This is a genomic window from Brevundimonas sp. GW821-FHT12C05, from assembly GCF_058807475.1.
Genome location: NZ_JBXAQS010000005.1, coordinates 134,270 through 161,161 on the forward strand (window position 1 = coordinate 134,270; position 26,892 = coordinate 161,161).

The 26,892-nt window shown below is 70.8% G+C and carries 23 protein-coding genes and 1 other RNA gene; 15 read left to right on the plus strand and 9 right to left on the minus strand.

What is annotated here, in order from left to right; genetic code table 11:
* Positions 1–31: 31 nt before the first annotated feature.
* An RNA gene (rnpB, locus tag AC1RRF_RS15625) (RNase P RNA component class A) lies at positions 32–412 on the plus strand.
* Between the two features lie 98 nt (positions 413–510).
* Here the strand turns inward: rnpB and AC1RRF_RS15630 are convergent.
* The gene (locus AC1RRF_RS15630) at positions 511–1,974 is read right to left on the minus strand and encodes a serine hydrolase (protein ID WP_492836155.1); all 1,464 of its coding nucleotides are present in this window, start codon (positions 1,972–1,974) and stop codon (positions 511–513) included.
* Positions 1,975–2,391: 417 nt separating this feature from the next.
* On the opposite strand from AC1RRF_RS15630, the gene AC1RRF_RS15635 reads away from it, so the two are divergent.
* The 11 genes from AC1RRF_RS15635 to AC1RRF_RS15685 are packed head-to-tail and all read left to right on the plus strand — an operon-like array spanning position 2,392 to position 14,767.
* Positions 2,392–2,877, plus strand: a complete 486-nt coding sequence (locus tag AC1RRF_RS15635) for a division/cell wall cluster transcriptional repressor MraZ (RefSeq protein ID WP_492836157.1) — start codon at positions 2,392–2,394, stop codon at positions 2,875–2,877.
* The gene (gene rsmH, locus AC1RRF_RS15640; RefSeq protein WP_492836159.1) at positions 2,874–3,827 is read left to right on the plus strand and encodes a 16S rRNA (cytosine(1402)-N(4))-methyltransferase RsmH; all 954 of its coding nucleotides are present in this window, start codon (positions 2,874–2,876) and stop codon (positions 3,825–3,827) included. Before AC1RRF_RS15635 ends, rsmH begins: the two co-directional genes overlap by 4 nt.
* Entirely contained in the window at positions 3,824–4,264 is a 441-nt protein-coding gene (gene ftsL, locus AC1RRF_RS15645; RefSeq protein ID WP_492836161.1) for a cell division protein FtsL, read from the plus strand. The genes rsmH and ftsL overlap by 4 nt, the downstream gene beginning before the upstream one ends.
* Positions 4,261–5,979 carry a peptidoglycan D,D-transpeptidase FtsI family protein gene (locus tag AC1RRF_RS15650; RefSeq protein WP_492836163.1) on the plus strand — a complete coding sequence of 573 codons (1,719 nt, stop codon included), beginning with the start codon at positions 4,261–4,263 and terminating at the stop codon, positions 5,977–5,979. Before ftsL ends, AC1RRF_RS15650 begins: the two co-directional genes overlap by 4 nt.
* Positions 5,976–7,433: a UDP-N-acetylmuramoyl-L-alanyl-D-glutamate--2,6-diaminopimelate ligase gene (locus AC1RRF_RS15655; protein ID WP_492836165.1), complete on the plus strand. Its 1,458-nt coding sequence runs from the start codon at positions 5,976–5,978 to the stop codon at positions 7,431–7,433. The genes AC1RRF_RS15650 and AC1RRF_RS15655 overlap by 4 nt, the downstream gene beginning before the upstream one ends.
* On the plus strand, positions 7,426–8,817 hold the full coding sequence (locus AC1RRF_RS15660) for a UDP-N-acetylmuramoyl-tripeptide--D-alanyl-D-alanine ligase (protein WP_492836167.1): 1,392 nt from the start codon (positions 7,426–7,428) through the stop codon (positions 8,815–8,817). The genes AC1RRF_RS15655 and AC1RRF_RS15660 overlap by 8 nt, the downstream gene beginning before the upstream one ends.
* 4 nt (positions 8,818–8,821) lie before the next feature.
* On the plus strand, positions 8,822–9,931 hold the full coding sequence (gene mraY / locus AC1RRF_RS15665; protein WP_492836169.1) for a phospho-N-acetylmuramoyl-pentapeptide-transferase: 1,110 nt from the start codon (positions 8,822–8,824) through the stop codon (positions 9,929–9,931).
* Between the two features lie 4 nt (positions 9,932–9,935).
* Entirely contained in the window at positions 9,936–11,318 is a 1,383-nt protein-coding gene (gene murD / locus AC1RRF_RS15670; RefSeq protein ID WP_492836171.1) for a UDP-N-acetylmuramoyl-L-alanine--D-glutamate ligase, read from the plus strand.
* Positions 11,315–12,496: an FtsW/RodA/SpoVE family cell cycle protein gene (locus AC1RRF_RS15675; protein WP_492836173.1), complete on the plus strand. Its 1,182-nt coding sequence runs from the start codon at positions 11,315–11,317 to the stop codon at positions 12,494–12,496. The genes murD and AC1RRF_RS15675 overlap by 4 nt, the downstream gene beginning before the upstream one ends.
* A 7-nt stretch (positions 12,497–12,503) precedes the next feature.
* Positions 12,504–13,595 carry an undecaprenyldiphospho-muramoylpentapeptide beta-N-acetylglucosaminyltransferase gene (murG, locus tag AC1RRF_RS15680; protein ID WP_492836175.1) on the plus strand — a complete coding sequence of 364 codons (1,092 nt, stop codon included), beginning with the start codon at positions 12,504–12,506 and terminating at the stop codon, positions 13,593–13,595.
* A 38-nt stretch (positions 13,596–13,633) separates the two neighbouring features.
* Positions 13,634–14,767, plus strand: coding sequence for a mechanosensitive ion channel family protein (locus tag AC1RRF_RS15685; RefSeq protein ID WP_492836177.1), 1,134 nt, complete (start codon positions 13,634–13,636; stop codon positions 14,765–14,767).
* Here the strand turns inward: AC1RRF_RS15685 and AC1RRF_RS15690 are convergent.
* Positions 14,756–15,238 (minus strand): hypothetical protein, encoded by a 483-nt coding sequence (locus AC1RRF_RS15690; protein ID WP_492836179.1) that lies wholly within the window; start codon positions 15,236–15,238, stop codon positions 14,756–14,758. The genes AC1RRF_RS15685 and AC1RRF_RS15690 overlap by 12 nt on opposite strands.
* A 48-nt stretch (positions 15,239–15,286) precedes the next feature.
* On the opposite strand from AC1RRF_RS15690, the gene AC1RRF_RS15695 reads away from it, so the two are divergent.
* Positions 15,287–16,021, plus strand: a complete 735-nt coding sequence (locus tag AC1RRF_RS15695) for a WecB/TagA/CpsF family glycosyltransferase (protein ID WP_492836181.1) — start codon at positions 15,287–15,289, stop codon at positions 16,019–16,021.
* A gap of 38 nt (positions 16,022–16,059) precedes the next feature.
* Here the strand turns inward: AC1RRF_RS15695 and AC1RRF_RS15700 are convergent, their stop codons facing one another.
* The 5 genes from AC1RRF_RS15700 to AC1RRF_RS15720 all read right to left on the minus strand — a co-directional run bounded on the left by AC1RRF_RS15700 (position 16,060) and on the right by AC1RRF_RS15720 (position 21,885).
* Positions 16,060–16,410, minus strand: a complete 351-nt coding sequence (locus AC1RRF_RS15700) for an endonuclease domain-containing protein (RefSeq protein WP_492836183.1) — start codon at positions 16,408–16,410, stop codon at positions 16,060–16,062.
* A gap of 82 nt (positions 16,411–16,492) precedes the next feature.
* Entirely contained in the window at positions 16,493–19,933 is a 3,441-nt protein-coding gene (gene smc / locus AC1RRF_RS15705) for a chromosome segregation protein SMC (protein WP_492836185.1), read from the minus strand.
* 13 nt (positions 19,934–19,946) lie between these two features.
* A complete protein-coding gene (locus AC1RRF_RS15710) occupies positions 19,947–20,579 on the minus strand; it encodes a thioredoxin domain-containing protein (RefSeq protein WP_492836187.1) in 633 nt (210 codons plus the stop codon).
* Between the two features lie 9 nt (positions 20,580–20,588).
* Positions 20,589–21,230 carry a thioredoxin domain-containing protein gene (locus AC1RRF_RS15715; protein ID WP_492836189.1) on the minus strand — a complete coding sequence of 214 codons (642 nt, stop codon included), beginning with the start codon at positions 21,228–21,230 and terminating at the stop codon, positions 20,589–20,591.
* A gap of 97 nt (positions 21,231–21,327) precedes the next feature.
* Positions 21,328–21,885: a DUF721 domain-containing protein gene (locus tag AC1RRF_RS15720; RefSeq protein WP_492836191.1), complete on the minus strand. Its 558-nt coding sequence runs from the start codon at positions 21,883–21,885 to the stop codon at positions 21,328–21,330.
* A 21-nt stretch (positions 21,886–21,906) separates the two neighbouring features.
* Here AC1RRF_RS15720 and mutY point away from each other — a divergent pair, with 21 nt between their 5' ends.
* Both mutY and AC1RRF_RS15730 read left to right on the plus strand, forming a co-directional pair.
* On the plus strand, positions 21,907–22,941 hold the full coding sequence (mutY, locus tag AC1RRF_RS15725) for an A/G-specific adenine glycosylase (RefSeq protein ID WP_492836193.1): 1,035 nt from the start codon (positions 21,907–21,909) through the stop codon (positions 22,939–22,941).
* On the plus strand, positions 22,938–23,495 hold the full coding sequence (locus AC1RRF_RS15730) for an isochorismatase family protein (protein WP_492836195.1): 558 nt from the start codon (positions 22,938–22,940) through the stop codon (positions 23,493–23,495). The genes mutY and AC1RRF_RS15730 overlap by 4 nt, the downstream gene beginning before the upstream one ends.
* On the opposite strand, the gene AC1RRF_RS15735 is transcribed toward AC1RRF_RS15730, so the two are convergent.
* Complete coding sequence (locus AC1RRF_RS15735; protein WP_492836197.1) at positions 23,492–25,639, minus strand: amylo-alpha-1,6-glucosidase; 2,148 nt, start codon at positions 25,637–25,639, stop codon at positions 23,492–23,494. The two genes, AC1RRF_RS15730 and AC1RRF_RS15735, sit on opposite strands and share 4 nt — an antisense overlap.
* 102 nt (positions 25,640–25,741) lie before the next feature.
* Positions 25,742–26,854 carry a glycosyltransferase family 4 protein gene (locus AC1RRF_RS15740; protein ID WP_492836199.1) on the minus strand — a complete coding sequence of 371 codons (1,113 nt, stop codon included), beginning with the start codon at positions 26,852–26,854 and terminating at the stop codon, positions 25,742–25,744.
* Positions 26,855–26,892: the final 38 nt, after the last annotated feature.

The window sequence follows — 26,892 nt, forward strand, 5'->3', positions numbered from 1 at the left end:
CCCGGCGCGGCGACGGCGCATCTAGCGCCCGTCAGACGGCCGGGCGGTCGCGGCGGGGGTTATGCTCCTGTCGAGGAAAGTCCGGGCTCCACGGTGAAAAGGCGGCGGGTAACGCCCGCCCGGGGTGACCCGAGGGATAGCGCCACAGAAAGCAAACCTCCGGACCTGCGGGGCCGGTAAGGGTGAAAGGGTGGGGTAAGAGCCCACCGCGGGACTGGCAACAGGACCGGCATGGCAAGCCCCGCCTGGAGCAAGACCGAATAGGGATGTCGCGTGGGTTTCGGCCTGCAGGGCTCACCGCCCGAGAGCATCCGGGTAGGTCGCGAGAACCGGTCAGCAATGGCCGGTCCAGAGGAATGATCGTCGCCGCTTTCGGGCGGAACAGAACCCGGCTTACAGGCCGTCTGACTATATTTCTCGCCCTAACGCTCGCGACGCGGTCGCTCGCTGCTTGAGGGCATTTTCTTGCCCTACCGCTCGCGCCGCGGGCGCTCGTTGCTTGAGGGCGCGCTAGTGTCCGCCCTCGAGCGTCTTCAGCTGTTCGACGGCGTTGGTGTTGGCGGGGTCGAGTTCGAGGGCGCGCCGGTAGTTCTCGATGGCGCGGGCCCGGTCGCCAGAGCGGGCGTAGACCTCGGCCAGGCTGTCGTAGGCGTTGCCGCTGTCCGGACGGAGTTTGACGATCAGCTTCATCAGCGTCAGGGCCTCGGCGACCTGCCCCCGGGACAGCAGGCGATAGCCCCAGTTGTTCAGATCGTATTCGGTCAGGGAGGCGGCGCCGTCGCGCGCGATGAGGTCCGCCGCGACTCGTTCGGCCTGGTCGAAGCCTTCCGCCTCCAGCCGCTCGCGCAGGGCGGTCACGCCGGTCAGGCTCATGCCGGGGATGAAGCGCGCGGCGACGGGGTCGGTCAGTTCCTCGGGGGAGGCGCCGGCGAGATTGGTGAGGATGATCACCGCCACCTTGTCGTCCGGATAGACCGAGAAGGCGGACCGGCCGCCGCCGCTCATGCCGACGGATCGGTGCTCGGGGCGGTCGACGACGACCCAGCCGTTGGCCCATTCGCCGGTCCGGCCGTCGTTGAAGCGGCCTTGGGTCCACAGCGCCTCGAGCGTCGCCGGTTTGAGGATCTGGCCCGCCTGGAGGGCGATCAGCCAACGCGCCAGGTCCTGACCCGAGCTGTTGATCCCCGCCGCGGCGCGGGTGAACGGCGGGAACAGCTCGTGCACGTTCTGGAGACGGGGCGGCTGGCCGTCGGCGGGGCGGTTGAAGCGGTAGCTGTCGGCCTTGCCCGGGACGAGGTCGAGGGAGTCGCCGAAGCCGGACCGGGTCATGCCGAGCGCGGCGAAGGCGTCCTGGTCCACGACGGTCTCGAAGGAGCGGCCGCGCGCCTGCTCGATGATCCATTGCAGCAGCAGATAGTTGGTCTGGTTGTAGGCGAACCGCTCGCCGGGCGCGGCGCGCAGGGGCTGGTCCGCCAGGGCGGCGACGGCCGCGGTCCGGTCCTGGCCGACATAGCCGCCGTCGCGCGTGATGATGTCCGGCAGGCCCGACATGTGGGTCAGCAACTGGCGCACGGTGATCGGCCGCCAGGCCGGGGGCAGGTCCGCCAGATAGGTCGAGACCGGGGCGTCCAGATCCACCTGGCCGCTCTCGACCAGCCGCAGGATCTCGACGCCGGTGAACGTCTTGGTCGCCGAGTTGATCGAGAACACCGTGTCCGGAGTGACCGGGACCGGGGTCTGCATATTGGCCAGGCCATAGGCGCCCGAGAAGACGACCTGCCCGTCCTTCACGACCACGACCTGCATCCCCGGGATCGAGCGCAGGCTCATTTGCCGGCCGACCCAGGCGTCGAGGTCGGCGCGGGTCGAGGTCCGGCTGGAGGGCGGGGGCGATGACTGGGCCGAGGCCGCGACCGGCGCGGCGGCCATGGCGACGGTGATCGCCAGGGCGAAGGTCAGGGGTCGAAACGTCATGGCGGCTCCAGTCGCGGGCCGGCAAGCGACCACTTCGGGTTCCGGTCCGCCAGTGAAGCTTTGGTAATAGGCGCGCCGGCGACGGCGGCCGTCCGCTCGCATTTCATCGCGAAATTTTCGGGCGCGGATGGGATCGGGGCGCCTTTGCCCGGCCGGGGTGTTTCGCCGCGCGTTAACCGCTTGGTTTGGAAGGCGGTGCAGCATCGATCCACCGTCCGTCCACATGTGTATAGTTCTCTGTATGTTCCGGTTTTCGTTCGATTTTGAGCCGGCCTGACGGTTAACGATCGTCAACTAATCCCATTGAGACCCAGTCAATCCCATGCTATCCCAGAACCTCAGTAAGGGTGTGGGTGCGCCGGCTGGCGTCAACGGATTTCAGGGGAGCGGGCTCGCGAGGGCTCGATTAGGCAGGGCGTGTTTCTCTCGACCTATGAGAAACAACTGGACGGCAAGCGCCGCCTGCTGATCCCGCAGGAGTTCCGCACCGCCGACAACGGCGCCGAGCACGGCGTGTTCTGCTTCTTCTCGATCGAGTCCGATTGCCTCGAGGCCGGCGGCGACAAGCTGATGGCCGAGTACGTGTCGATGATCGAGGAACTGCCCTTCGGCGACGACCTGCGCACCGCCCTGGAAGAGACCTTCTACGCCGGGCAGCGGCCGCTGGCCTATGACGGCGGCGGGCGGATCACCCTGCCGGAAAGCCTGTGCCAGGAGGCCGGGCTGGGCGAGGACGTGGTCATCGTCGGCCTGGGCTCGCGCTTCCAGGTTTGGGACCGCGCCCGCTGGACCGCGCGCCGTGACGAGCGCCGGGCGCTGGCGCGGCAGGCCGTGCGCGAGCGGGGCGAGGCGGGCCGCAAGGCTCTGCTGGCCGGGCGCCGTCCGGGCGGAGAGGGCGCATGACCTCTCCCCACGCTCCCGTCCTGATCGATGAAGTGATCCAGGCGCTGGCCCCGCAGAAGGGCGACGTCATCATCGACGCCACGTTCGGCGCCGGCGGCTATACGCGCGCCATCCTGAAGACCGGGGCGACGGTGATCGCCCTGGACCGCGACCCGACCGTGCAGCTCCACGCCGACGCGGTGGCCAACGACTATCCCGCGACCTTCCGCCTGATCCGCACGCCCTTCTCCGGGCTGGCCGAGGCCTTCGCCCAGACGGGCGAGGCGCGGCTGGACGGGGTGGTGTTCGACATCGGCGTGTCGTCGATGCAGCTGGACCAGGCCGAGCGCGGCTTCTCCTTCATGCGCGACGGGCCGCTGGACATGCGGATGAGTGACGAGGGCGAGACCGCCGCCGACATCGTCAACACCTGGGACCACGGTCCCATGGCCCATATCTTCAAACTGTATGGCGACGAGCGTCAGTCGGGGCGCGTCGCCACGGCCATCCTGCGCCGCCGGGTCGAGAAGCCGTTCGAGCGCACGCTGGACCTGGCCGAGGTGGTGGAAAAGGCGCTGGGCGGCCGCCGCGGCGCGCCGATCCATCCGGCCACCCGGGTGTTCCAGGCCCTGCGTATCGCGGTCAACGACGAGTTGGGCGAGCTGCGCGCCGGCCTGGAGGCCGCCGAGGCGACGCTGGCGCCGGGCGGGCGGCTGGTCGTGGTGACCTTCCACTCGCTGGAAGACCGCATCGTGAAGGCCTTCCTGACCGAGCGGACCGGCAATGCGCCCGGCGGCTCGCGTCACGCGCCGGTCGCCGTCGAGACGCGCAAGCCCAGCTTCACCCTGAGCTTCAAGGGCGCGGTCGAGGCCGGCGAGGCCGAGCTGGCCGTCAATCCGCGTTCCCGGTCGGCCAAGCTGCGCGCCGCCGTCCGCACCGACGCCGCCCCGTGGGGGAGGATCGCCGCATGAACGCCGCGGTCGTCACCCGGAGCGTCAACCGCCTGTTCGCCTGGAAGGTGCGCGGGATCCGCTGGATCGAGATCATCGGCGTGCTGATGGTCGCGGCCATGATCTTCTCGGTCTATCTGGCCAAGGCCGCCGCCGCGCGCGAGAGCGCCCAGATCGCCGACCTGGAACGCCAGATCGGCGTCAGCGGCCAACGCGTGCGCCTGCTGAAGGCCGAGGTGGCGCGGCTGGAGCAGCCGGGCCGGCTGGAGGCCCTGTCGCGCGGCGCGGGCCTGGGCCCGGTCGACATGAAGCGGCAGGCCAGCGAGGACAATCTGGCCCAACTTCAGCCCGTGCCCGAGCCGAAGCCGGTGGTCATCGTCGCCCCGACTCCGGCCCTGGTTCCAGCCGCCCAGTCCGTCGCCACGCCCGCCGCCCCGGCGGGGGAGGGCGCGCGATGAGCGTCCACGATCCCCACGCCTGGGACCGGGCCGCCCCGCGCGGGCCGCGCCCCGTCGTCTACGGCATCCGCCGCCTGCTGCCGTCGTGGCGTTGGCTGGCCGAGGCCATGTGGTGGGTCGAGCACTCGTTCGGCCGCGCCCGCGCCGACGCCCGGCCCGAGGAAGACACCCGCGTCCGCATCTTCGTGATCGCCTCGGCCTTCACGGTGGTGTTCTGCTGTCTCGCGCTCGGCGCGGCCCATGCGGCCCTGATGACGCCCAAGGGCGTGATCGGCTCGGCCGCCAATCCGAACGCCGTGGCCCGCGCCGACATCGTCGACCGCAATGGCGCGCTGATGGCGACCAACATCACCCACTACGGTCTCTACATCGACCCCCGCGAGGTCTGGGACCCGACCCTGGCGGCGCAACAGATCAAGCGCGCCCTGCCGCGCATCTCGACGACCAAGCTGCGGCGCATCCTGGCGGGCGACCGCCGCCTGATCGCCCTGCCGGGCCTGACCCCGCAGGAGAAGTCCGCCGTCCATGCGCTGGCGCTGGGCGGGGTGACGTTCGAGCCCGAGGATCGCCGGGTCTATCCGCTGGACAGCTCGGCGCGGCACGTGCTGGGCGTGGCCGACAGCGGCGGGCAGGGCCTGACCGGGGCGGAGCTGGCCTTCAACGCCGACATTCGCGCCGCCGGGGCCCGGGGCGAGAGCTTCCCGCTGTCGATCGATCTTCGAGTGCAGGGCATTCTGGAGAACGAACTGGGCGCCGCCGCCTCGGCGGTCGGAGCCAAGGGCGCCGTGGGCGTGGTCGTCGATGCGACCACCGGCGAGGTGCTGGGCATGTCCAGCTGGCCGACCACCGACGCCCTGAACCGCGTGACCTCGGCCCACTACGAGATGGGTTCGGTGTTCAAGACCTTCACCATCGCGGCGAGCATCGACACCGGCAAGGCGGACCTGAACACCATGTTCGACGCCTCGCAGCCCTATATGATCGGCAACCGCCGCATCACCGACTTCCACGCGACCAACAAGATCCTGAGCCTGGAAGAGGTCTACCTGCACTCGTCCAACATCGGCACCTCGCGGATGGCGGTGGAGCTGGGGCCGGACGTGATGCGCGACTATTTCGGCCGCTTCGGCCTGCTGGACGCCGCGCCGATCGAACTGCACGAGTCGGCCCGTCCGCGCCGGCCCCAGAACTGGGAAGACTCGACGCGGGCGTCGATGTCGTTCGGCTACGGCATCATGATCACCCCGCTGCAGATGGCGGCGGCGACGGTCTCGCTGGTCAACGGCGGCGTCTACCGTCCGCTGTCCCTGCGCCGCGGCGGCTCGGGCGCCGAGGGCCGCCAGGTCGTCAGCCCGGAGACCTCGCGCAGCATCCGCGAGCTCATGCGCGCCAACGTTCTGCGCGGCTCGGGCAAGTCGGCGAATGCGCAGGGGCTGCGCGTCGGCGGCAAGACCGGCTCGGCGAACAAGCTGGTCAACGGCCGCTATGACCCGCGTCACGGCGTGGGCTCCTTCGCCTCGGTCTTCCCGGCGGACGGTCCGGACACGACCCGCCGCTATGTGGTCTTCGTGCTGATCGACGAACCGGCGCAGGGCTCGCAGCTGGGCGGCGCGGTCGCGGCGCCGACCGTCGGACGCGTCATCGACCGGATCGCCGGCTTCCTGGGCGTCGACCGCGTGGCCGATCCCGTCATCGCTCCGGCGGTCGCCCCATGAGCGCCGTCCGCCTGTCCGATCTGCTGCGCCGCGACGTGTCGTCCGACCCGATGATCACCGGCGTCACCGCCGACAGCCGCAAGGTTGCGCCCGGCGCGCTGTTCGTGGCCCTGCCCGGGACCGCCGCAGACGGACGCGCCTTCATTCCACAAGCCCTGTCGCAGGGCGCGGCCGCCGTGCTGGCGCCGTCCGACACCGACGCGGGCCTAGCCCCGGTGCTGGTCACCTCGGGCGACGTGCGCCGGGCCTACGCCATCGCCGCGCGCGGCTTCTACGGCGCCCAGCCCGCGAACTGCGTCGCCGTCACCGGGACGAACGGCAAGACCTCTGTCGCCGCCTTCTGCCGCCAGATCTGGGCGGCGCTGGGCCTGACGTCCGCGAGCATGGGCACGCTTGGGGTTTTGAAACAGTCGGGTAACGTTAATCAGGCGTTGACCGGCCCCGGCCTGACCAGCCCCGACGCCGCCGATGCGGCGCGCCTGCTGGCCGAACTGGCGACCCAGGGCGTGACCCATCTGGCGCTGGAAGCCTCGTCGCACGGCATCGACCAGCGCCGTCTGGACGGGGTGACGCTGAAGGCGGCGGCCTTCACCAACCTGACCCAGGATCACCTGGACTACCACGGCGACATGGAGGCCTATCGCGCCGCCAAGCTGCGCCTGTTCGAGACCCTGCTGCCGCGCGGCCGCACCGCGGTGCTGAACGCCGACAGCGACGCCTATTCCAGCTTCGCCTCGGCCAGCATCATGTCCGGGCTGGGCGTGATGGGGGTGGGCCAGCGCGGGCGCGACCTGGCCCTGGTGGGTCGCCAGGCCGTGCCGGAGGGCCAGCGGCTGACCATCGACGTGCAGGGCGAACTGCACGAGATCCTGCTGCCGCTGGCCGGGGCCTTCCAGGCGTCGAACGCCCTGGTCGCCGCGGGCCTGTGCATCGCCGCCGGCGAGAGCGCCGGGCGCGTGCTGGCGGCGATGGAGAAGATCGAGGGCGCGCAGGGCCGGCTGGAACGCATTCCCGGCGGCGCGGGGCAGGGGGAGGTCTACGTCGACTACGCCCATACGCCCGACGGGCTGGAGACGGTGCTGAAGGCGCTGCGTCCGCACGCGACGGGCCGGTTGATCGTGGTCTTCGGCGCCGGCGGCGACCGCGACCGGGCCAAGCGGCCCCTGATGGGCGAGATCGCGGGCCGTCTGGCGGACATCGCCATCGTCACCGACGACAACCCCCGCTCGGAAGATCCGGCCTCGATCCGCAAGGCCGTGCGCGAGGGCTGTCCCGACGCGCAGGAGATCGGCGACCGCCGCAAGGCCATCCACCACGCGATCGCCCTGATGCGCGAAGGAGATGTGGTCGTGATCGCCGGAAAAGGGCATGAACAGGGCCAGATCGTCGGCGGGGTGACCCATCCCTTCGACGACGCCACCGAAGCCGCCGAAGCCCTGCGTATCCATGCCTGATTCCGAACCCCTCTGGACGTCCGCCGAGATCGAGGCCGCGACCGGAGGACGCCTGTCCGGCGCCCCCTTCGCGGCGACCGGGATCACCTACAACAGCCGCGAGATCGTCCCGGGCGACCTGTTCGTGGCGCTGAAGGGCGCGCGCGACGGGCACGACTTCGCCGACATGGCCTTCGCCAACGGCGCGGCGGGGGCGATCGTCGAGCGGGCGGTCAATGGTCCGGCCGTGATTACGGGCGACACCCTGCATGCGCTGGAGGCGCTGGGCGTCTTCTCGCGTGAGCGGGCGCCGCAGGTGAAGCGGGGCGCGGTCACCGGCTCGGTCGGCAAGACCAGCGTGACCCAGGCGATCAAGGCGGGCCTCGACCTAGCGGGTCCGGCCCACGCCTCGATCAAGAGCTACAACAACCATATCGGCGTGCCGCTGACCCTGGCCCGGATGCCGCGCACGGTGGAACGGGCGGTGTTCGAGATCGGCATGAACGCGCCGGGCGAGATCGCGCCCCTGTCGAAATTCGTCCGGCCGCACGCCGCCTGCGTGACCACGGTGGGGCCGGTGCATATCGAGGCCTTCGCCGACGGCGAGGCCGGGGTGGCGGCCGAGAAGGCCTCGATCTTCGAGGGGCTGGTTCCCGGCGGAACGGCGGTGGCCAACGGCGACGTGGCTCTGTCCGGCGTCGTGTGCGACCGCGCCCGGGCGCTGGGCGCGCGGCTGGTCACCTTCGGGACCGACATGGGCCATGACGCCCGCCTGCTGGACTTCCAGCCGTTCGAGGGCGGGGCGCGGGTCCGGGCCGAGCTGTACGGCAAGCCGCTGGACTTCGAACTGGCCCAGTCCGGCTTCCACTGGGGGCTGAACAGCCTGTGCGTCCTGCTGATGCTGGATGCGCTGGACGTGCCGCTGGAGACGGGGTTGCAGGCGCTGGCCGGGTTCCGGCCGCTGGCGGGGCGCGGCGAGACGATCACCGTGCGCGCGCCCGGCGGGGCTTTCACCCTGATCGACGAGAGCTACAACGCCAATCCGCTGTCGATGGCCGCGGGCTTCCGCAGCCTGGGGGCCAAGCCCGTGGCGCAAGGCGGCCGCCGCATCGTGGTGCTGACCGACATGCTGGAACTGGGCGAGCAGTCGCACGCCCTGCACGAGGGGCTGGCCGAACCGATCGCCGCCGCCGGGCTGGATCTGGTCCACGCCGCGGGGCCGGAGATGAAGCGGCTGTATGACGTCCTGCCCGCCGCCCGACGGGGCGAGTGGCGCGAGACCGCCGCCGAGCTGGCCGCCGATGCGGCCACGCTTGCAGGTCCGGGCGACATCGTCATGGTCAAGGGATCGAACGGATCGAAGGCTTCGCTGATCGCGAAGGCTCTCGCCGCGCTGGGGGAATAAGAGCGTGTTCTATCTGCTGTATCTCTACTTCCAGGACGTGGCGAAGGACTATCCGCTGCTGCACCTGATCCAGTACCAGACGGTGCGGGTGGCGTTGGCCATGGCCACGGCCATGATCGTCGCGGTGGCCATGGGCAGCCGCTTCATCGCCTGGATGCGGGTCAAGCAGGGCAAGGGCCAGCCGATCCGATCGGACGGCCCCGTGACCCACCTGTCTAAGGTCGGCACCCCGACCATGGGCGGGCTGATGATCCTGGCGGGCATCGCCGTAGCGGTGCTGCTGTGGGGCGACCTGACCAACCCCTACATCTGGATCGTCTCGTTCGTGACCGCCGCCTTCGGCGTGCTGGGCTTCATCGACGACTACGCCAAGGTGACCAAGCAGACCTCGGCGGGGCTGACCTCGAAACAGAAGCTGGTGGCGCAGGTGATCGTTTCGGTGATCGCCGGCGTGATGACCGTGTTGTGGATGACGGTGTCGCCGACCTCGCCGGGCTTGGAGACCTCCATCGCCTTCCCGTTCTTCAAGGCGGTGCTGCTGAACATCGGCTGGTTCTATGTGGCGTTCGCGGCCTTCACGATCGTGGGCTTCTCCAACGCGGTGAACCTGACCGACGGCCTGGACGGCCTGGCCATCGTGCCCGTGATGATGGCGGCCGCCGCGTTCGGCATCATCTCCTACCTGGTCGGCAACTTCATCTTCTCCCAGTATCTGGGCGTGCACCACGTGCCGGGCTCGGGCGAGTTGGCCATCTTCTGCGCGGCCATGATCGGCGGGGGCGTCGGCTTCCTCTGGTACAACGCCCCGCCGGCCAAGATCTTCATGGGCGACACCGGTTCGCTGGCCCTGGGCGGCGCCCTGGGCGCGATCGCCGTGGCCACCAAGCATGAGCTGGTGCTGGGCATCGTCGGCGGCCTGTTCGTCGTCGAGGCCGCCTCGGTCATGATCCAGGTCGCCTACTTCAAGGCCACCGGGAAGCGCATCTTCCTGATGGCGCCGATCCACCACCATTTCGAGAAGATGGGCTGGCCGGAATCGACCGTGGTGATCCGCTTCTGGATCGTCGCGGGCATGCTGGCCCTGGCCGGCCTCGCCACGCTGAAACTGCGCTGACGCCATGATCCCGGTTCCCGGCTTCGAAGGGCGGAGGATCGCGGTCTTCGGCCTCGGACGGTCGGGGCTGACGGCCGCGCGCGCCCTGAAGGCGGGCGGCGCCCTGCCGGTGCTGTGGGACGACAGCGTTTCCAGCCGGATGCAGGCGGAGGCCGAAGGGTTCGCCGTCGAGGACCTTACGGTCGCCGACTGGACGGGCTTCGCGGCGCTGGTGCTGTCGCCGGGCGCGCCGCTGACCCATCCCAAGCCGCACTGGACCGTCGAGAAGGCCAAGGCCGCGGGCGTCGAGGTGATCGGCGACATCGAGCTGTTCGCCCGCGCGCTGGCGGCGCTGCCGGAGGGCGATCGGCCCCGCGTCGTGGCCATCACCGGCACCAACGGCAAGTCGACGACGACGGCCTTGATCGGCTGGGTGCTGAAGCAGGCCGGACTGACGGTGCACGTCGGCGGCAACATCGGCATCGGCGTGCTGGCGCTTCCGGTCCCGACGAAGGACGCCGTGTATGTGATCGAGGTGTCGAGCTATCAGCTGGACCTGACGACCTCCTTCGCGCCGGACGTGGCGATCCTGACCAACATCAGCCCGGACCATCTGGATCGGCATGGCGGGATGGAGGGGTATGTGAAGGCGAAGCGGCGGATCTTCGCCCATGCCGCACTGTCGCTGGTCGGGGTGGACGAATCTGCCGGAGCGACCATCGAGCAGGAACTGGCCTCGGCTGGACGGAAAGTTCTGATGGTCAGCTCGACGGCGTTCAGCGTCCCGCTGGATCATGTGTTGTTTGGCGACGGCTTTGTTCAGACGCCGTTGGTGTCGATCGATCTGTCCGCCGCACGCTCCCTACCCGGACGCCATAATGCGCAGAACGCAGCCTTCGCATATCTGACCGCCAACGCGTTCGGCGCCGGAGGTAAGGCCGTCACCGGCCTGCTGTCCTTCCCCGGCCTCGCGCACCGGATGGAGACCGTGGGCCAGCTGGGCAAGGTGCGGTTCGTCAACGATTCCAAGGCCACCAACGCCGACGCGGCGCGGCAGGCGCTGGCCAGCTATGAGCGCAGCTTCTGGATCGCGGGCGGGCGGGCCAAGGCCGGTGGGATCGACGATCTGGAGGACCTGTTCCCGCGCGTGGTCGAGGCCTTCCTGATCGGCGAGGCGGCCGGGCCGTTCGCGGCGCGGCTGGGCGAGACCCCGCACCGGATCAGCGGCGATATGGCCAGCGCGGTGAACGCCGCCTACGAAGCCGCCGCCGCGACAGGCCGGGACGAGGTGGTGCTGCTGAGCCCCGCCGCCGCCAGCTTCGACCAGTATCCCGACTTCGAGGCGAGGGGAGAGGCGTTCCGCGCCGCCGTCCTCGCCCTCGGCGCCCAGCCTGCGAGCGCCTCATGAGTCACCAGGGCTACAATCCCGCCTTCTCGCGCAACGACCAAAGCCTGCTGGCGCAGTGGTTCTGGACGGTGGACCGGGGTCTGCTGGCCGCCGCCCTGACGCTGATGGGGCTGGGAGTGGCGCTGAGCTTCGCCTCGTCGCCCGCGGCCATCCTGGCCGACCAGTCGATCTCGGACCCGTTCCATTACTCGTGGCGGATGATCGTGTTCGCGAGCGCCGGACTGGCGGCGATGTTGATCATGTCCCTGCTGTCGCCGCGCGGCGTGCGGCGGATCGCGGTGCTGGTCCTGCTGGGGGCCATCGGCATCATGGCCCTGCTGCCCTTCATCGGCGACACGGTGAAAGGCGCGGCGCGCTGGATCAACCTGGGGCCGTTCAGCCTGCAGCCGTCCGAGTTCGCCAAGCCCAGCCTGATCGTCTTCGCCGCCTGGATGTTCGCCGAGGCGCAGAAGGGGCAGGGCGTGCCCGGCGTCAGCATCGCCTTCGGGGCCTGGGTGACGACGGTCTTCCTGCTGCTGATCCAGCCGGACATCGGCCAGACCCTGCTGATCACCACCACCTTCATGGCCGTCTTCTTCATGGCCGGGGTGCCGCTGAAGTGGGTGATGGCGCTGGCCGCCGCCGGGGGCGCGGGCGTCGTGGGCCTGTTCTTCACCTTCAGCCACATGCGCGACCGCCTGAGCCGCTTCGGCTCGGACGACGCCGCGGCCACCTACCAGATCGACCGCGCGTCAGAGGCCATCCGGGCGGGCGGGCTGGTCGGCCGGGGCGTAGGCGAGGGCGTGATGAAGCGCTCGGTGCCCGACCTGCACACCGACTTCATCTATTCCGTCGGCGCCGAGGAGTTCGGCCTGGTGCTGAGCCTGGCCATGATCGGCCTGTACGCCTTCATCGTGATCCGCGGGATGCGACTGGCGATGAAGCTGAACGATCCCTTCGAGCAGGTGGCGGCCGCCGGCCTGTTCATGCTGATCGGGCTGCAGGCCTGCATCAACATCGCGGTGAACCTGAACCTGATCCCGACCAAGGGCATGACCCTGCCCTTCATCAGCTACGGCGGCTCGTCCATGCTGGCCATGGGCCTGACCATGGGCTTCGCCCTCAGCCTGACCCGACGCCGCCCCGGCGCCTATGAGCCCGGAACCACCCTCGGCGCCCGCCGCCGCATCCTGCCGTAAGAGCGCCATGTCCTCCAAAGTCTGCGTCGTCGCCGCCGGGGGCACCGGCGGGCACATGTTCCCCGCCGAGGCCCTGTCGCGTGAGCTGGCCGGGCGCGGCTGGCGCATCGTGCTGGCCACCGACCATCGCGGCGAACAGTACGCCCACGGCTTTCCCGCCGAGGAGCGGCTGGCGCTGGACGCCGCCACCGGGCGCGGGCCCATCGGCATGGCCAAGGCGGGTGTGGCGATCCTGAAGGGCGTGATGCAGGCGCGCGCGGCCCTGACCCGGCTGGACGCCGCGGTCGTGGTCGGCTTCGGCGGCTATCCGTCGGCGCCCGCACTGCTGGCGGCGCTGAGCCAGAAGCGCCCGACCCTGCTGCACGAACAGAACGCGGTGCTGGGCCGCACCAACCGCTGGCTGTCGCCCTACGTCGGGGCCATCGCCTCGTCCTTCCCCAATCTGCAGAAGGTGCCGCAGGCGGTGGGCGCGCGGGTGACCCTGATCGGCAATCCGGTGCGGCCGGACATCCGCGCCCTGTTCGACCGGCCCTTCCTGGCTCCGGCCGGCGACGGTCCGATCCATGTGCTGGTCACCGGCGGCAGCCAGGGCGCGCGCATCCTGTCCGAGACCGCCCCACGCGCGCTGGCGGCCCTGCCCGAGGCCCTGCGCCGCCGTTCGAAGGTGCAGCAGCAGTCGCGGCCCGAGACGCTGGAGGCCGCGCGCCAGATCTATCTGGAGGCCGGGATCGAGGCTGAGGTCGCCCCCTTCTTCCGCGACATGGCCGCTCGCCTGTCAGCGGCGCATCTGGTCGTCGGCCGGGCCGGGGCCTCGACCTGCTCCGAGCTGGCGGTGGCGGCGGTTCCCTCACTGCTGATCCCGCTGAAGATCGCCATGGACGACCACCAGCGCTTCAACGCCGCCAGCCTGGCCGACGCCGGCGGCGCCGAGGTGATGCTGGAGGATGCGGTGACGGTCGAGGCGATGACCGCCGCGCTGGACGCCATCCTGTCCGATCCCGCCCGCCTGACCGCCATGAGCGCCGGGGCCCGCTCCGCCGCCCTGCCGGATGCGACGGCGGATCTGGCGGACATGGTGGAAGCGGCCGCGACAGCCTGACCCGGCCCTGATCGGCGGTCTCGCGCGTTAGCGTGACCATGCCGAGCTTTCTGACCGACCTGTCCCGCCAGATCTTCGCCCTGTGGCGTCAGTTCCACTGGCTGCCCGAATGGGCGGTCGTCAGTGTGATCGTCGTCGCCTTCGTCTTCATCGGCTGGGCGGCGAACCAGCTGGTGTTCTGGCTGCTGCAACTGGCGGTGAGGAAGCGCGACCTGTTCTGGCGGGGCGTGGTCGGCCGGGCGCGGCTGAAGGTGCGGATCATGGTGATGATCGTCGCCCTGGCCCTGGCCGTGACCGTCTCGCCGCTGGATCCCGGCCCGTCGATGGCCATCCGGCAGGCGCTGGGCTTCGCCTTCGTCCTGACGCTGGGCTGGATGGCGATCGGGGCCACGGACATGTGGGCCGTGGTCTATATGCGCCGTTTCAACATGGCCGAGGAAGACAACCTCGTGGCCCGCAAGCACGTGACCCAGACCCGCATCCTGCAGCGGGTCGCGGCCTTGCTGATCGCCCTGGTCACCCTGGGGCTGGCGCTGATGACCATCGGCGCGGTGCGACAGTGGGGCATGAGCCTGCTGGCCTCGGCGGGCGTGGTGGGGATCATCGCCGGCCTGGCGCTGCAACCCCTGCTGACCAATCTGATCGCGGGCGTGCAGATCGCCACGGCACAGCCGATCCGCCTGGACGACGCCGTCATCGTCGAGGGCGAATGGGGGCAGGTGGAGGAGATCACCTCGACCTATGTGGTGGTCAAGCTGTGGGACTGGCGGCGGATGATCCTGCCGCTCAGCTACTTCATCTCCACGCCGTTCCAGAACTGGACGCGCGAGACGGCGCGGTTGATCGGCTCGGCCTTCCTGTACGTGGACTATGAGGCGCCGATCGACCGGCTGCGGGCCGAGCTGGAGCGCATCTGCCGCGAGAGCCCGCACTGGGACCGCGACGTGGTCAATCTGCAGGTCACCGACATCACCGACCGGGTGGCGCAGATCCGCTGCCTGGCCAGCGCCCGCAATGCGCCGACGGCCTTCGACCTGCGCTGCGAGATCCGCGAGAAGATGCTGGCCTTCATGCGCGACCAGTGTCCGGAGGCCTTGCCGAGGCAGAGGCAGCTGAATGCGGGGTTGGCCCATGATCCTTCTCCCTCAAGGGGAGAAGGATCAGCTCCCTAGTGCATCCCGGCCGATGCTGACGGCGTCCTCCAGCGTCCTGACGCCGTAGGGGCCGACGGAGTCGGGATCGCAGGCGGCGGCCAAAAGCTCTGCGGCGTCCCCGCCCGGAACGGCGTCATAGGGCGGGGCGGGGTCGGGCGTCGCGGGGCCTTCCGCGCCGCCGGCCTTCACCGCGGCGAAGTCCAGCCGGTCCGCCGTGCGGGCGGCGCAGTCGAACCGCCACCACGACCAGCCGCCCCAATAGGCCTGATCGCCGACATGGAAATCCTCTTCCGTCACCTGGAAGGCGCGCAGACGCACCGCTTCGCCATCACGCGCCAGACTGACCATGTCCGCCAGCACCGCGAACCGGCCCACGCTGATCAGGACGAAGCGGTGCTCGCCGTCATAGTCATCCTGCGCCTGACCGGGCAGGGCCGATGTCGCGAGGAGGGCGGCGGTCAGGGCGGCCTTCAGCAGAGGCTGTTTCATTCCGCCATCGTAACCGGACGTTGACCGCGCCGCGAGTACAAGGCGGGCATGACGCGCTTCATGACGCTGGATTTCGCCGACGGGGACCGGGCCGAACTGCTGGGGCAGGTCGCCGCGATGGCGCGCGGCGCTTACGGCTACGTCGTCACCCCCAATGTCGACCATGTGATCAAGCTGATGGACGGACGGGTGGACGCCGACGTCTATCGCGGCGCGGCGCTGATGACCTGCGACAGCCGCATCCTGGCCCATCTGGCGCGACTGCGGGGCAAGCGACTGTCGGTCTATCCGGGTTCGGACATTACCGCGGACCTGCTGGCCTCGGACCACGACCTGACCTTCGGCGTGTTCGGTCCGGACCGCGCGGCGTTCAACGACCTGGCGGCCCTGTATCCGCGCCGCCGCTTCACCTTCATCGCGGCGCCGATGCTGACGCCGGGCACGCCCGAATGGGATGCGGCGGTTCAGACCGCCTGCGCCGCCGAGTGGGACGTGTTGCTGGCCTGCGTCTCCTTCCCCAAGCAGGAGCGGTTCGCCCATGCCCTGCGCGCCGCCGGACGCCCGTTCGGCGTGACCCTGTGCGTGGGGGCGTCGGTCGACTTCCTGACCGGCCGCCAGCAGCGGGCGCCGAAGGTGTTCCAGCAGCTGTCGCTGGAGTGGCTGCACCGCCTGCTGAGCCAGCCGCGCCGGATGTTCAGACGCTATGTGATCGAGGGGCCGGCGATCTTCGGATGGTTCGTGCGGACGGAGTTGCTGGGCAGCAGTTCCTCCCCCCGAGCGTAGCGACAGGGGGAGGGGGACCGCGAAGCGGTGGAGGGGGCTCAGCGGCCTGCAGACCGCCTGATGAAATCGAGCGCGCCTTCCATGTCGTCCAGCACCCGTCTCGCCGCGAGCCGGATCACCCGAATGCCTTGCGTGGAAAGCCAGGCCGTTCGGCGCTGGTCATGGGCGATGCGGTCCGGCGGAGCGTGGCTCTGTCCATCGACTTCGACGGCCAGTCGTAGTTCGTCGCAGTAGAAATCCAGGATGTACGGACCGATCGGGTGCTGGCGGTGGAAGCGAAGCCCTGCAAGCCGGCGACCGCGCAGTCGGGCCCACAACAGGCCTTCCGGCAAGGAAAGCTTGCGACGCAGTTCGCGGGCGCGCTCGATGGTTTGCCGAGGGGCTTCCATCCATACAACTTAACATGGAAGCTGGTAGGCTGCAGGCCCCCCTCCACCGCTTCGCGGTCCCCCTCCCCCAAAGGGGGAGGAACTACGCCGCCACGATCTCTTCCGCCTGGGTCAGGTCGACGCTGACCAGCTGGGACACCCCGCGCTCGGGCATGGTTACGCCGTAGAGGCGGTCCATGCGGCTCATGGTCACCGGGTTGTGGGTGATGACGATGAAGCGGGTGTCGGTGCGGTTGCGCATCTCGTTGAGCATGCGGCAGAAGCGGTCGACGTTGGCGTCGTCCAGCGGGGCGTCGACCTCGTCCAGCACGCAGACGGGGGCCGGGTTGGCCAGGAAGACGGCGAAGATCAGGGCCGCGGCGGTCAGCGCCTGCTCGCCGCCGGACATCAGGCTCATGACCGCCAGACGCTTGCCGGGCGGGCAGGCGAAGATCTCCAGGCCGGCCTCCAGCGGATCGTCGCTCTCGACCAGCTTCAGTTCGGCCTGACCGCCGCCGAACAGGGCCTCGAACAGGGCCTTGAAGTTGTCGTTGATGACGTCGAAGGCGGCGACCAGACGCTCACGGCCCTCGGCGTTCAGCTCGTCGATGCCGTCGCGCAGCTTGGCGATGGCGCTGGTCAGGTCCGAGCGCTCGACCTTCATGGTCTGCAGGCGGTCGCCGTATTCGTTGGCCTCTTCCTCGGCCAGCAGATTGACCGCGCCCAGCTGCTCGCGCTCGCGCTCCAGCCCGAACAGCAGGCTTTCGGCGCCGGCGGCGTCGGGCGGGCGGGCGATGGCGTCGTCGGTCAGCTTCTGGCCGAGCTCTTCCGGCGACATCTGCGCGGTTTCGCGGACGTTGGCGGTGGCGTCGGCCAGCTTTTCGGCGGCGGCCTCTGCGCGGGCGGCCAGGCCGGCGCGGGCCTCGCGGGCCTGGGACGCCAGGCTGTCGGCGGCGCGGGAGGCGCGGTCGGCCTCGCCCGCCTGCCCCTCGGCCACGGCCAGGGCGTCGGCGGCGGCCTTGCGGCGGGTCTCGGCCACAGTCAGGGCGTCCAGCAGGGTCGAGCGCTGGGCGGCCAACTGCTCGGGCGCGTCGGAGGCTTGCTTGAGCTTGGCGGCGGTGGTGGCGGCGTCCTTGTCCAGCGCGACGATGCGGGCCTTGGCGTCCTTCGCCCGACCGGCCCAGCCGTCGCGTTCGCGCTTCAGGCCTTCGATACGTGATTGGCGGCCCGCGACCTCGCGCGCCTCGGCGTCGCGCTCGACGCGGGCGGTGGCTGAGGCCGTGCGGGCGGTGTCGGCGGCGGCGCGGGCGGCGGTCAGGTCGTCGCGCAGGGCGGCCAGGGTCTCGGACGGAGCCTCGGTCCCTTGCGCCTCGGCCAGGGCGGTCGCGGCGGCCTCGACTTCCGCGGTCAGGCGCACCAGGGTTTCGTCCAGAGCCTGGGCCCGGGCTTCCTTGCGCGCCTGTTCGCGGCCCAGCGCCTCGACGCGGTCGCGGGCGGCGGTCACGGCCTTGTCGAGCGGGAAGGGCGCGGCGCGGGCGGTCTTCACCGTATCCTCGGCGGCGCGGAAGGCGTCGCCGGCGGACTTCAGGGCGGTCTGGGCGGCTTCCAACGCGGGCTTGCCCTGGTCGATCTCGGCTTCCAGCTCCGACAGGCGGGTGCGCTGGGCCAGGCGGACGGCGGCGGGGCGCGGGGCCTCGGCGCGCTGGACGAAGCCGTCCCAGCGCCACAGGTCGCCGTCGGTGGTGACCAGGCGCGCGCCGACAGGCAGCGCCTTGGCCAGAGCCGCGACCTCGCCCTTGGCCGCGACGCCGCAGAGGGCGAGGCGCGCCTTCAACTGATCGGGCGCCGAGACATGATCAGCCAGCGGCGTCACGCCCTTGGGCCACGAGGGGGCCGGGACCTCGGCGCCGGCCCAGTGGGCGGCGGCGCGGGCGTCCAGCGCCGCGTCCAGATCGTCGCCGAGCGCGGCGGCGAGGGCGGCCTCATATCCTTTGTCGGCCTGAACCTTGTCCAGTGCGGGCGGATGCTCGCGCTTGCCCTGGACCAGCAGCTGGGCGAGGCCGCGAGCTTCGGTCTGCAGGCGCCCCAGACGGTCCTCGGCGGCGCGGGAGGCCTGACGCGCCTCTTGCTCGACGCGGGCCTTGTCGCCCCGGTCGGCCTCGGCGGTTTCGACGGCGGCGCGGGCGGCGGCCAGGGCGGCCTGGGCTTGCTCCAGCGCGGCCTTGGCGGCCTCGATCTCGGGCGTCTCCAGCGGGCCGAGCGCCTCGCGCTCGCGCTGGGCCGAGGCCAGCTGGGCCTTGGCGCGCTCGACCCGGGCTTCGGCGTCGCGTTTGCGGGCGGTCTCGGCGGAGACGCGGGCCTCGACGGCGGCGACGGCGCCGGCGACGCGCTCGACCTCGGCGTCGGCGGCCTTGCGGGCGTCCTCGGCGGCGGCCAGGGCGGCCTCGAGCTGGGGGCCGCGCGCCGGGGCGGCGGCGATCTCGGCGGTCAGAGTCTCGAAGGCCTCGGTCAGGCGGGCCAGTTCGCTTTCGGCGTCGCCCGCCATGCCGGTCTCGCGCTCGACGTCGGCGGCGATGCGGACGCCTTCGGCCTTGAGGCGGTCGACCTCGGCGCGGGCGGCCTGTTCGGCCATGTCCAGCCGGTCGCGTTCAAGGCTGGCGCGGTGCAGCAGGGCGCCGGCGACGGCGTCCTCCTCGCGGGCCGGTTTGAGCGCTTCCTGGGCGTTGAGCGAAGCGGTCTGGGCTCGACCCGAGGCGGTCGTCGCCTCCAGCACGGCGCGGTCGGCCTCGGCCAGCTCCTGGGCGGCGCTCTCGGCGGCGACGCGGGCGTCGTTCCAGCGGACGAACAGCAGCGAGGCCTGCAGGGCGCGGATCTCGGCGGAGATCTTCTTGTACTTCTCGGCCTGCCGCGCCTCGCGCTTCAGCCGGGTCAGGGTGGTCTCCAGCTCGCGGCCGATGTCGTCCAGCCGTTCGAGATTGGTCTCGGCGGCCCGCAGGCGCAGTTCGGCCTCATGGCGGCGGGTGTGCAGGCCGGCGACGCCGCCCGCCTCTTCCAGGATGCGGCGGCGGTTCTGCGGCTTGGCGGCGATCAGCTCGCTGATCTGGCCCTGACGGACCAGGGCCGGGGAGTTGGCGCCGGTCGAGGCGTCGGCGAACAGCAGCTGGACGTCGCGGGCGCGGACCTCCTTGCCGTTGATGCGATAGGTTGAGCCCTGGCCGCGGTCGATGCGGCGCGAGACCTCGAGGATCGGGCTGTCGGTGAAGGGCTGGGGCGCCCGGCGCTGGGCATTGTCGATGGTCAGCTGGACTTCGGCATGGCTGCGCGGCGGGCGGTTGGCGGCGCCGGCGAAGATGACGTCGTCCATGCCCTGGCCGCGCATGGCCTTGGCCGAGTTGGCGCCCATGACCCAGCGCAGGCTTTCCAGCACATTGGACTTGCCGCAGCCGTTCGGCCCGACGATGCCGGTCAGGCCGGGCTCGATATGGAACTCCGACGCGTCGACGAAGGATTTGAAGCCGACGAGCCTGAGGCGCTGGAATTGCACCGGCGGCGGGGCCTCAGCGGGCCGCGGCGGCCGCGCTGACAGCGACCTCCAGGCCGCCCAGGGAGCGGTCGGTCACACGGCGGCCGTTGACGAAGAAGGCCGGGGTCGAGTTGGCGTCGGCGGCGATGGCGCTGTCGATGTCGCGCTGGATCGCCGTTCGGGTGGCGGGCAGGTTCATGCAGGCGTCGATCTGGGCCCGGGTGCGGCCGCTGGCGGCGATGGCCGGGTTGTACCAGTCTTCCTGGTTTCCGCCCCGCAGGACGGCCGCCTGGCCGCGCATCAGGACGGCCGCGACATCGAAGAACTTATCCGGCGCCGCGCACCGGGCCAGGGCGGCGGCGGGCATGGAGAGCTGTCCCGGATCGGTGGGCAAGTTGCGGAAGACGAAGCGCACCTGGCCGGTGTCGATCAGCCGTTGCTTGAACAGCGGAAAGACGAACTGGTGCCAGTCGGCGCAGTGGTGGCAGGAGAACGAGGCGTACTCGATCACCGTCACCGGCGCGTCGGCCCGGCCCAGCACGCGGTCGTCCGCCGTGACGGGCGCCACCGTTTCGGTCGCCACCGCCCGCGACGGCGCGGAGGCCGTCGCGATGGGCGCCAGCAGAGCCAGCGCCGCAAGCAGCAGAGATCGTCGGAGCGCCGTCACGGACTGTCCTTACTTGGCCAGGGCGGCGTCGATCGCCGTCGAGAGGTCCGCCAGCGAAGCGCCGCTGTTCGAGCCCGGGGTGACGACGGTCACGCCGTTGACGATGAAGGTCGGGGTGCCGGTCACGCCGTTGCGCTGGGCGGCGCGGTCGCGATCGTCGCCGGCCTTCAGGTTGGCCGGATCCTTGATGCAGGCTTCGATCTGCTGGTTCGACAGGCCGGCGCCGTTGCCGATCCGGTACAGGGCGCCGCGGGGGTCGGGCCCCTGCAGGTCAGCAAGGTTGGCCATCAGCTCGTGGACCACGTCGAAATACTTGTCCTCGCCGGCGCAGCGCGCGACCGAGAAGCCGGCGCCGGCGACGTTGGCCGGCGGGGTGCGCAGTTCGCGGAAGACGTAGCGGACCTTGTTGGTGTCGACGTATTTGGCCTTGAAGCCGGGCCAGGTCTCCGCCTGCCAGGCGGCGCAGTGCGGGCAGGTGACCGAGGCGTATTCGATGACGGTGACCTTGGCGCCTTCGGCGGCACCCAGGGCCATGTCGCCCTCAGCCGGGGCGCCGGCGTTGCCGCCGCAGCCAGCCAGGGTCGCCATGGCGGCGAGGGCCGCGGCGGTCATCGCCGCGCGGCGGCTCATGTCGGCGTAACGGAGCTTCATGGGATCTTCCTCACCTCGACGGGATTTCGGAGCATCGCGCGATTCCCCGCAAAGTCGCGCTGCCGTGGTTTTCGAGAACAGGTGCGGCGAAGTTTTGTCAACGCCGCCCTTCGCCGCGATCCCCAAGAATGACGCGGCCCAGCTTTTCCAGCGCGCCCTTCAGGGCGTCGGGGGCGTCGGCGACGGAGGCCTTGAGCTCGGCCTCCTGGTGGGCGGGCAGGGGGGCGGCGGCGGCCGCCTTGCGGGCGGGGAGGACCGGGCTGTCAGGCAGGGGCTTCACCGGCCCCTGGGCGATGCGCAGCTTCTCGACCGTGCCCGGACCGAGGAACAGGTTGACCCGCTGCAGGATCTCCTCGGACTGGTGCTGGACCAGCAGGGCCGCCGGGCCGGCGACGCGGAGTTCCAGGGTTCCGCCGTTCTCGCCGCGGCCCTTGGTCAGCTTCTGCGGGCGGGTGACGCGGGCCAATCGCTCGCCGACGATCTCGCGCCAGCGGGGCTCCAGCGCGCCGGCGCCGCGCCCCAGCTTGCCGTCCAGCTCCTTGATCAGCCCCTGCAGCGCGCGGCCCGCCTTGGGCGCCGGGCGCGGGGCCGGGCGGGTGCGGCGCCGGGACAGGATTTCCCGGGCTTCGGCTTCGGTGGGCAGCGGACGGCGCATTTCCGGGTTATAGCGCGGGAGATGCCTTCCGTCCCCGCAGACGTTCCCGCGATCCGCAGCGCCCTGCTGGATTGGTACGATGTCCACGCGCGCGCGCTCGTCTGGCGGTCGCCGCCGGGGGTGAAGGCGCGGCCAGATCCCTATCGAGTGTGGCTGTCCGAGGTGATGCTGCAGCAGACCACGACGCCGCACGCCACGCCCTATTTCCTGAGTTTCACGGCGCGCTGGCCGACCGTCTCCGATCTGGCCGCGGCGGAGGACGGCGAGGTCATGGCCGCCTGGGCGGGGCTGGGCTACTACGCCCGCGCCCGCAATCTGCTGGCCTGCGCCCGGGCCGTGGCGCGAGAGCATGGCGGGCGGTTCCCGGATACGGAGGCGGGGCTGCTGGCCCTGTCGGGGGTGGGCGCCTATACCGCCGCCGCCGTGGCCGCCATCGCCTTCGGGGAGGCCGCCAATGTCGTGGACGGCAATGTCGAGCGGGTGATGTCGCGCCTGTTCGCGGTCGAGACCCCGCTGCCCGCCGCCCGCTCCGAACTGCGGAGACTGGCCGGGTCGCTGGTGCGCGATGAGCGACCCGGCGACTGGGCGCAGGCCCTGATGGATTTGGGCGCGACCGTCTGCCGTCCGAAATCGCCCCTGTGCGGGGACTGTCCGGTGACGGCGTGGTGCGCCGGCTATGCGTCGGGTGAGCCCGAGCGCCATCCGTTGAAGCTGAAGAAGGCCGAGCGGCCGCACCGGTCGGGCGTCGCCTGGGTGCTGCGCGACGGGCAGGGGCGTGTCGGACTGGTGCGTCGGCCGGACAAGGGGCTGCTGGGCGGAATGCTGGGCCTGCCCACCTCGGACTGGAGCGCGGCGCCGGACCTTGCGCCGCCGGTGTCGGCGGATTGGCGCGAGGCGGGGTTCGTCGAGCACGTCTTCACCCATTTCAGCCTGACGCTGGAGGTGCGGGTGGCGGAAGGGCGCGGCGACTTCGTCTGGACGCCGGTGGAGGATGCGCTGGGCGCCTTGCCGACGGTGTTCAGGAAGGCGTTGGAGCGAGGATTGAGCACAGCATGACCGACACCGTTCATGCCCTGATCGTCATCGACGTCCAGCGGGCCTTCGTGGCCGGACTCGACGCCGTTCCGGAGCACCAGACGCTCATGGAGGCCGTCGGCCTGCTGCTGGACCGGGCCCGCGCGGCGGGCGCGGCGGTGATCTTCCTGCAGAACGACGGCCCCGAGGGGGCGCCGGACCAGCCCGGGACCGACGGCTGGGCGCTGGCCCTCGATGTCCGGCCCGGCGAGCTCGTGCTGCGCAAGACCGAGGACGACGGCTTCGAGGGGACCGCGCTGGAGGTCTTATTGCGGGCGGGGGAAGTTCGGACCGTGGCGCTGTGCGGCGTGCTGTCCGAGATGTGCGTGGCCGCCACCGCGCGGGCCGCGATGCGGCGCGGCTTCCGGGTGCTGCTGCCCCATGACGCCCACGCCACCTACGACGTGCCGCCCGGTCCCGGCGGGTCGCCCGGCGTGCCCGCGGCCCTAGCCGCCCGCGCGGCCGAATGGTCGCTGGGTGATGAGGTCGTGATCCCGGATACGGCGGATCAGGTGGTCTTCGGCGCGCCCGGCTAGCCCAGCGTCCGGACCTTCACCGCGCCCTCGCGGCGCCGGGGCATGGCCACGGTGCGGTTGCCCAACTGCTGGAACATCAGGTCCACGAGACCGTCGCCGACCTGCAGGCCCGTGACGTTCAGCCGGTCGATGCCGGCGGGCAGGACCGGATCGTCGATCTCGACCACGCCCGCGACGGCGTCGATGTTCACCCCCAGCGCCGCCTGCAGCATCAGGAAGACCGAGCCGGCCGCCCAGGCCTGGGGCAGGCAGGCGACCGGATAGGCGATGGGGGGCTCTCCCGTCGCGCGCTCGAAACCGCAGAACAGCTCGGGCAGGCGCATGTGAAAGTGTGACGCGGTCGCGTAGATCTCACCGAGCAGAAGCGCCACGGCGCGGCGCTCGCCGTAACGGGCCATGCCCGCCGCCGCCATGGCGGTGTCGTGGGGCCAGATCGAGCCGTTGTGGTAGCTCATCGGGTTGAAGCGGGCCTGACCCGTAGCCAGGGTCCGCACGCCCCAGCCCGAGCGGAACTCGGCGGACAGCAGTCGGCGGGTCACCTTCAGCGCCCTTTCCCGGGATGGGAGGCCGGTGAACAGCAGGTGCCCCGCGTTCGAGCCGATGGCTCGGCACTGGGCGCCGTCGCCGTCCAGGGCGATGGCGTAGAAGCCCTCGTCCTCCATCCAGAAGCGGTCCTCGACCAGCGCGCGCACAGCCTCAGCGCGGGCGGCCCATTCGGCCTGCCGGTCATCGCCCAGCGTTCCGGCCAAGTCGGCCATGGCCTGCCAGGCGGCGTAGGCGTAGCCCTGAACCTCCAGCAGGGCGATCGGCCCCTTGGGGAAGCGGCCGTCGGCGTGGAAGATGGAGTCCTCGCTGTCCTTCCAGCCCTGGTTGGACAGGCCGGTTTCGGCGCCGCGCTGATAGCTGACCAGGCCGTTCTGCTGGATGTCGCCATACTCTTTCATCCAGCCGATGGCGGCGATCAGATTGGGCCATAGCTCGCGGATCAGTTCGAAATCGCCGGTGCGCCGGGCGTAGGCGCCGGCCAGGGCGACGAACAGGCAGGTGGTGTCGACCCCGCCGTAGTAGAGGCCGAACGGCACCTCGCCGAGGCCGCTCATCTCACCGCCGCGCGTCTCGTGCATGATCTTGCCGGGGGCCGAGTCCTGGAAGGCCGAGACCTCGGTCGCCTGGCGTTTGGCCAGATAGGTCAGCACGCCCTTGGCCAGCGACGGGTCCAGCCACAGCATCTGCCAGGCGGTGATGATCCCGTCGCGACCGAACGGGGTCGAGAACCACGGCACCCCCGCATAGGGATAGGGGCCGGTCGGCAGGTCGGTGGTCAGCAGGGCCACGTCGGCGCGGCTCTGGTCCAGCCAGTCGTTGAAGCGCGGGCTGCGCGGGCCCCGCAGCGAGGCGCCCCGGCGGCGGCGGCGGCGCATCGACAGCCGCGCCTCGATGGCGTTGAGGCGGAATCGCGTTTCGTCCGGCTGGTCGCAGCTGTCGAGGCCGCACTCGATGTAGAGGTCGACCCGCTTGCCCATGGGCAGGCTGAACATGAAGTCCGCACGGGCGCCGGTCAGCCGGGCGGGCGGCTCGGAGAAGGCCAGGCAACTGAGGCGCGCGACCCCGTCCAGACCGGTGTAGGCGAAGCTGACCCGGCGGCCGTCGTTGGTCGGAGGGGCGGTGGTCCCACGCTTCAGCCGGGGCGTGCCCCGCACCTGAAAGATGTCGGCGAAGTCGGCGCCGAACTCGAAGCCCAGCGGCAGCAGCACATCCTCGACGCCGTGGTTGACCATCCGCACCCGCTCGAACAGCCGACGGTCCCAGATGAAACGCCGCCGCTCGATGTGCAGCACCCCCGCCGGCGCCGAACGTCCGCCCATGGGGGGCAGGGGGCGGTTGGTCGTGTGGCAGATGAAGAAGACGTTGTCCTGGCTGACGCCCGAGCTGAGCCGCGAGGGCCGGACCCCGCCCACGGTCATGACGAAGCGCGACAGCAGCCGGGTGTCATGATCGAACAGACCGTCGGCGCCGCCCTTCAGGTCGCCCCAATGGTCGGCGACGCAGAAGGTGTCGGCGTCCTTGAGCGCCATCAGCTGCTCGAGGCCGTCGGCTTCCCCGCTGTCGGCGGCGGTCGTCTGGACCGAATAGGCGTCGTCCATGGAACTCCTCGACGGCGGTTCAGGTCAGTCCCGAGCCTCCCATCCGAATGCGGACGCTTGATGGCCGCTTGACTGGAGTAATGGACGAACCCGTGTCGGGGTTCAGGCGGAGGCCGCGAAAGTGCGGTCCTCGGTCGGGCGCAACGGCCGGACCACGCCATCCAGCGGCGGCTCCGCGAAGGGGCGGCGGGCCAGCAGGTCGCCGTAGACGTCCAGATAGCGACGGGCCATGGCGGTCGAGGAAAAGCGCAGCTCGAACCGCGCCCGGATCGCCTCCCGGTCCAGCAGGTGCGCCCGGCCGGCGGCGGCCACCGCCTGCTCCAGCGTGTCGACCAGGAAGCCGGTCTCGCCGTCCTCGATGATCTCGGGCGTGGAGCCGCAGCGGAAGGCGACCACCGGGGCGCCGCAGGCCATGGCCTCGATCATCACCAGGCCGAAGGGCTCGGGCCAGTCGATCGGGAACAGCAGGGCCTCGGCTCCACCCAGGAAGGCCGACTTCTGGTGGTCGCCGATCTCGCCGACGAACTCGACCAGCGGGTTGGCTTCGACCATCGGCCTGATGACCGTCTCCCAATAAGCCTTGTCCGCCGCATCGATCTTGGCCGCCATCTTCAGCGGCTTGCCCAGCCGCGTGGCGATCTCGATGGCCCGGTCCGGGCGCTTTTCAGGCGAGATGCGGCCCAGGAAGGCGAGGTAGCCCTCGGGTCTGTCGTTGAAAACGTAGAGGTCCGCCGGCATGCCGTGGTGCACCGTGGCCTTCCAGCCGGCGAAGGGCAGGGGGCGGCGCTGGTCGTCGGAGATCGACACTAGGCCGAACTGCGGCCAGCGCTGGTAGACGCCGGCCAGGTCCTTCAGGTCCAGCCGTCCGTGCAGGGTGGTGATGGTCTTGTCCGCCAGCCGTTCGAAGAACGGGAAGTGGATCATGTCGGTGTGGAAGTGGATGATGTCGAAGTCGTCGGCGCGCTTCAGCACCTCGGACAGCATGGTCATGTGGGCGGCGAGGTCGGATTTCAGCGGCGCCGGGTCCAGCCGGATCGCCTGATCGCGCACCGGGATCAGGCGGGCCCGGGTCTCGGCCTCGGCGGAAGCGAACAGGGTGACGTCGTGCCCCAGATCGACCAGGGCGTCGGTCAGGTGGGCGACGACCCGCTCGGTGCCCCCATACAGCTTCGGCGGCACGGCTTCGTACAGCGGCGTGACTTGCGCGATCTTCATGGCTCAGGTTCCCGACACCCGATGGGGCGCCGGACTGT

Bases quoted from the DNA above. Each gene is read 5' to 3' on its own strand.
- AC1RRF_RS15690 (WP_492836179.1), bottom strand. From the start codon at position 15,238: ATGAAACAGCCTCTGCTGAAGGCCGCCCTGACCGCCGCCCTCCTCGCG.
- AC1RRF_RS15730 (WP_492836195.1), top strand. From the start codon at position 22,938: ATGACCGACACCGTTCATGCCCTGATCGTCATCGACGTCCAGCGGGCC.
- murD (WP_492836171.1), top strand. From the start codon at position 9,936: ATGATCCCGGTTCCCGGCTTCGAAGGGCGGAGGATCGCGGTCTTCGGC.
- AC1RRF_RS15685 (WP_492836177.1), top strand. From the start codon at position 13,634: ATGCCGAGCTTTCTGACCGACCTGTCCCGCCAGATCTTCGCCCTGTGG.
- AC1RRF_RS15675 (WP_492836173.1), top strand. From the start codon at position 11,315: ATGAGTCACCAGGGCTACAATCCCGCCTTCTCGCGCAACGACCAAAGC.
- mutY (WP_492836193.1), top strand. From the start codon at position 21,907: ATGCCTTCCGTCCCCGCAGACGTTCCCGCGATCCGCAGCGCCCTGCTG.
- murG (WP_492836175.1), top strand. From the start codon at position 12,504: ATGTCCTCCAAAGTCTGCGTCGTCGCCGCCGGGGGCACCGGCGGGCAC.
- AC1RRF_RS15740 (WP_492836199.1), bottom strand. From the start codon at position 26,854: ATGAAGATCGCGCAAGTCACGCCGCTGTACGAAGCCGTGCCGCCGAAG.
- AC1RRF_RS15715 (WP_492836189.1), bottom strand. From the start codon at position 21,230: ATGAAGCTCCGTTACGCCGACATGAGCCGCCGCGCGGCGATGACCGCC.
- AC1RRF_RS15660 (WP_492836167.1), top strand. From the start codon at position 7,426: ATGCCTGATTCCGAACCCCTCTGGACGTCCGCCGAGATCGAGGCCGCG.
- AC1RRF_RS15650 (WP_492836163.1), top strand. From the start codon at position 4,261: ATGAGCGTCCACGATCCCCACGCCTGGGACCGGGCCGCCCCGCGCGGG.
- AC1RRF_RS15695 (WP_492836181.1), top strand. From the start codon at position 15,287: ATGACGCGCTTCATGACGCTGGATTTCGCCGACGGGGACCGGGCCGAA.
- AC1RRF_RS15655 (WP_492836165.1), top strand. From the start codon at position 5,976: ATGAGCGCCGTCCGCCTGTCCGATCTGCTGCGCCGCGACGTGTCGTCC.
- AC1RRF_RS15720 (WP_492836191.1), bottom strand. From the start codon at position 21,885: ATGCGCCGTCCGCTGCCCACCGAAGCCGAAGCCCGGGAAATCCTGTCC.
- rsmH (WP_492836159.1), top strand. From the start codon at position 2,874: ATGACCTCTCCCCACGCTCCCGTCCTGATCGATGAAGTGATCCAGGCG.
- AC1RRF_RS15700 (WP_492836183.1), bottom strand. From the start codon at position 16,410: ATGGAAGCCCCTCGGCAAACCATCGAGCGCGCCCGCGAACTGCGTCGC.
- AC1RRF_RS15735 (WP_492836197.1), bottom strand. From the start codon at position 25,639: ATGGACGACGCCTATTCGGTCCAGACGACCGCCGCCGACAGCGGGGAA.
- ftsL (WP_492836161.1), top strand. From the start codon at position 3,824: ATGAACGCCGCGGTCGTCACCCGGAGCGTCAACCGCCTGTTCGCCTGG.
- AC1RRF_RS15630 (WP_492836155.1), bottom strand. From the start codon at position 1,974: ATGACGTTTCGACCCCTGACCTTCGCCCTGGCGATCACCGTCGCCATG.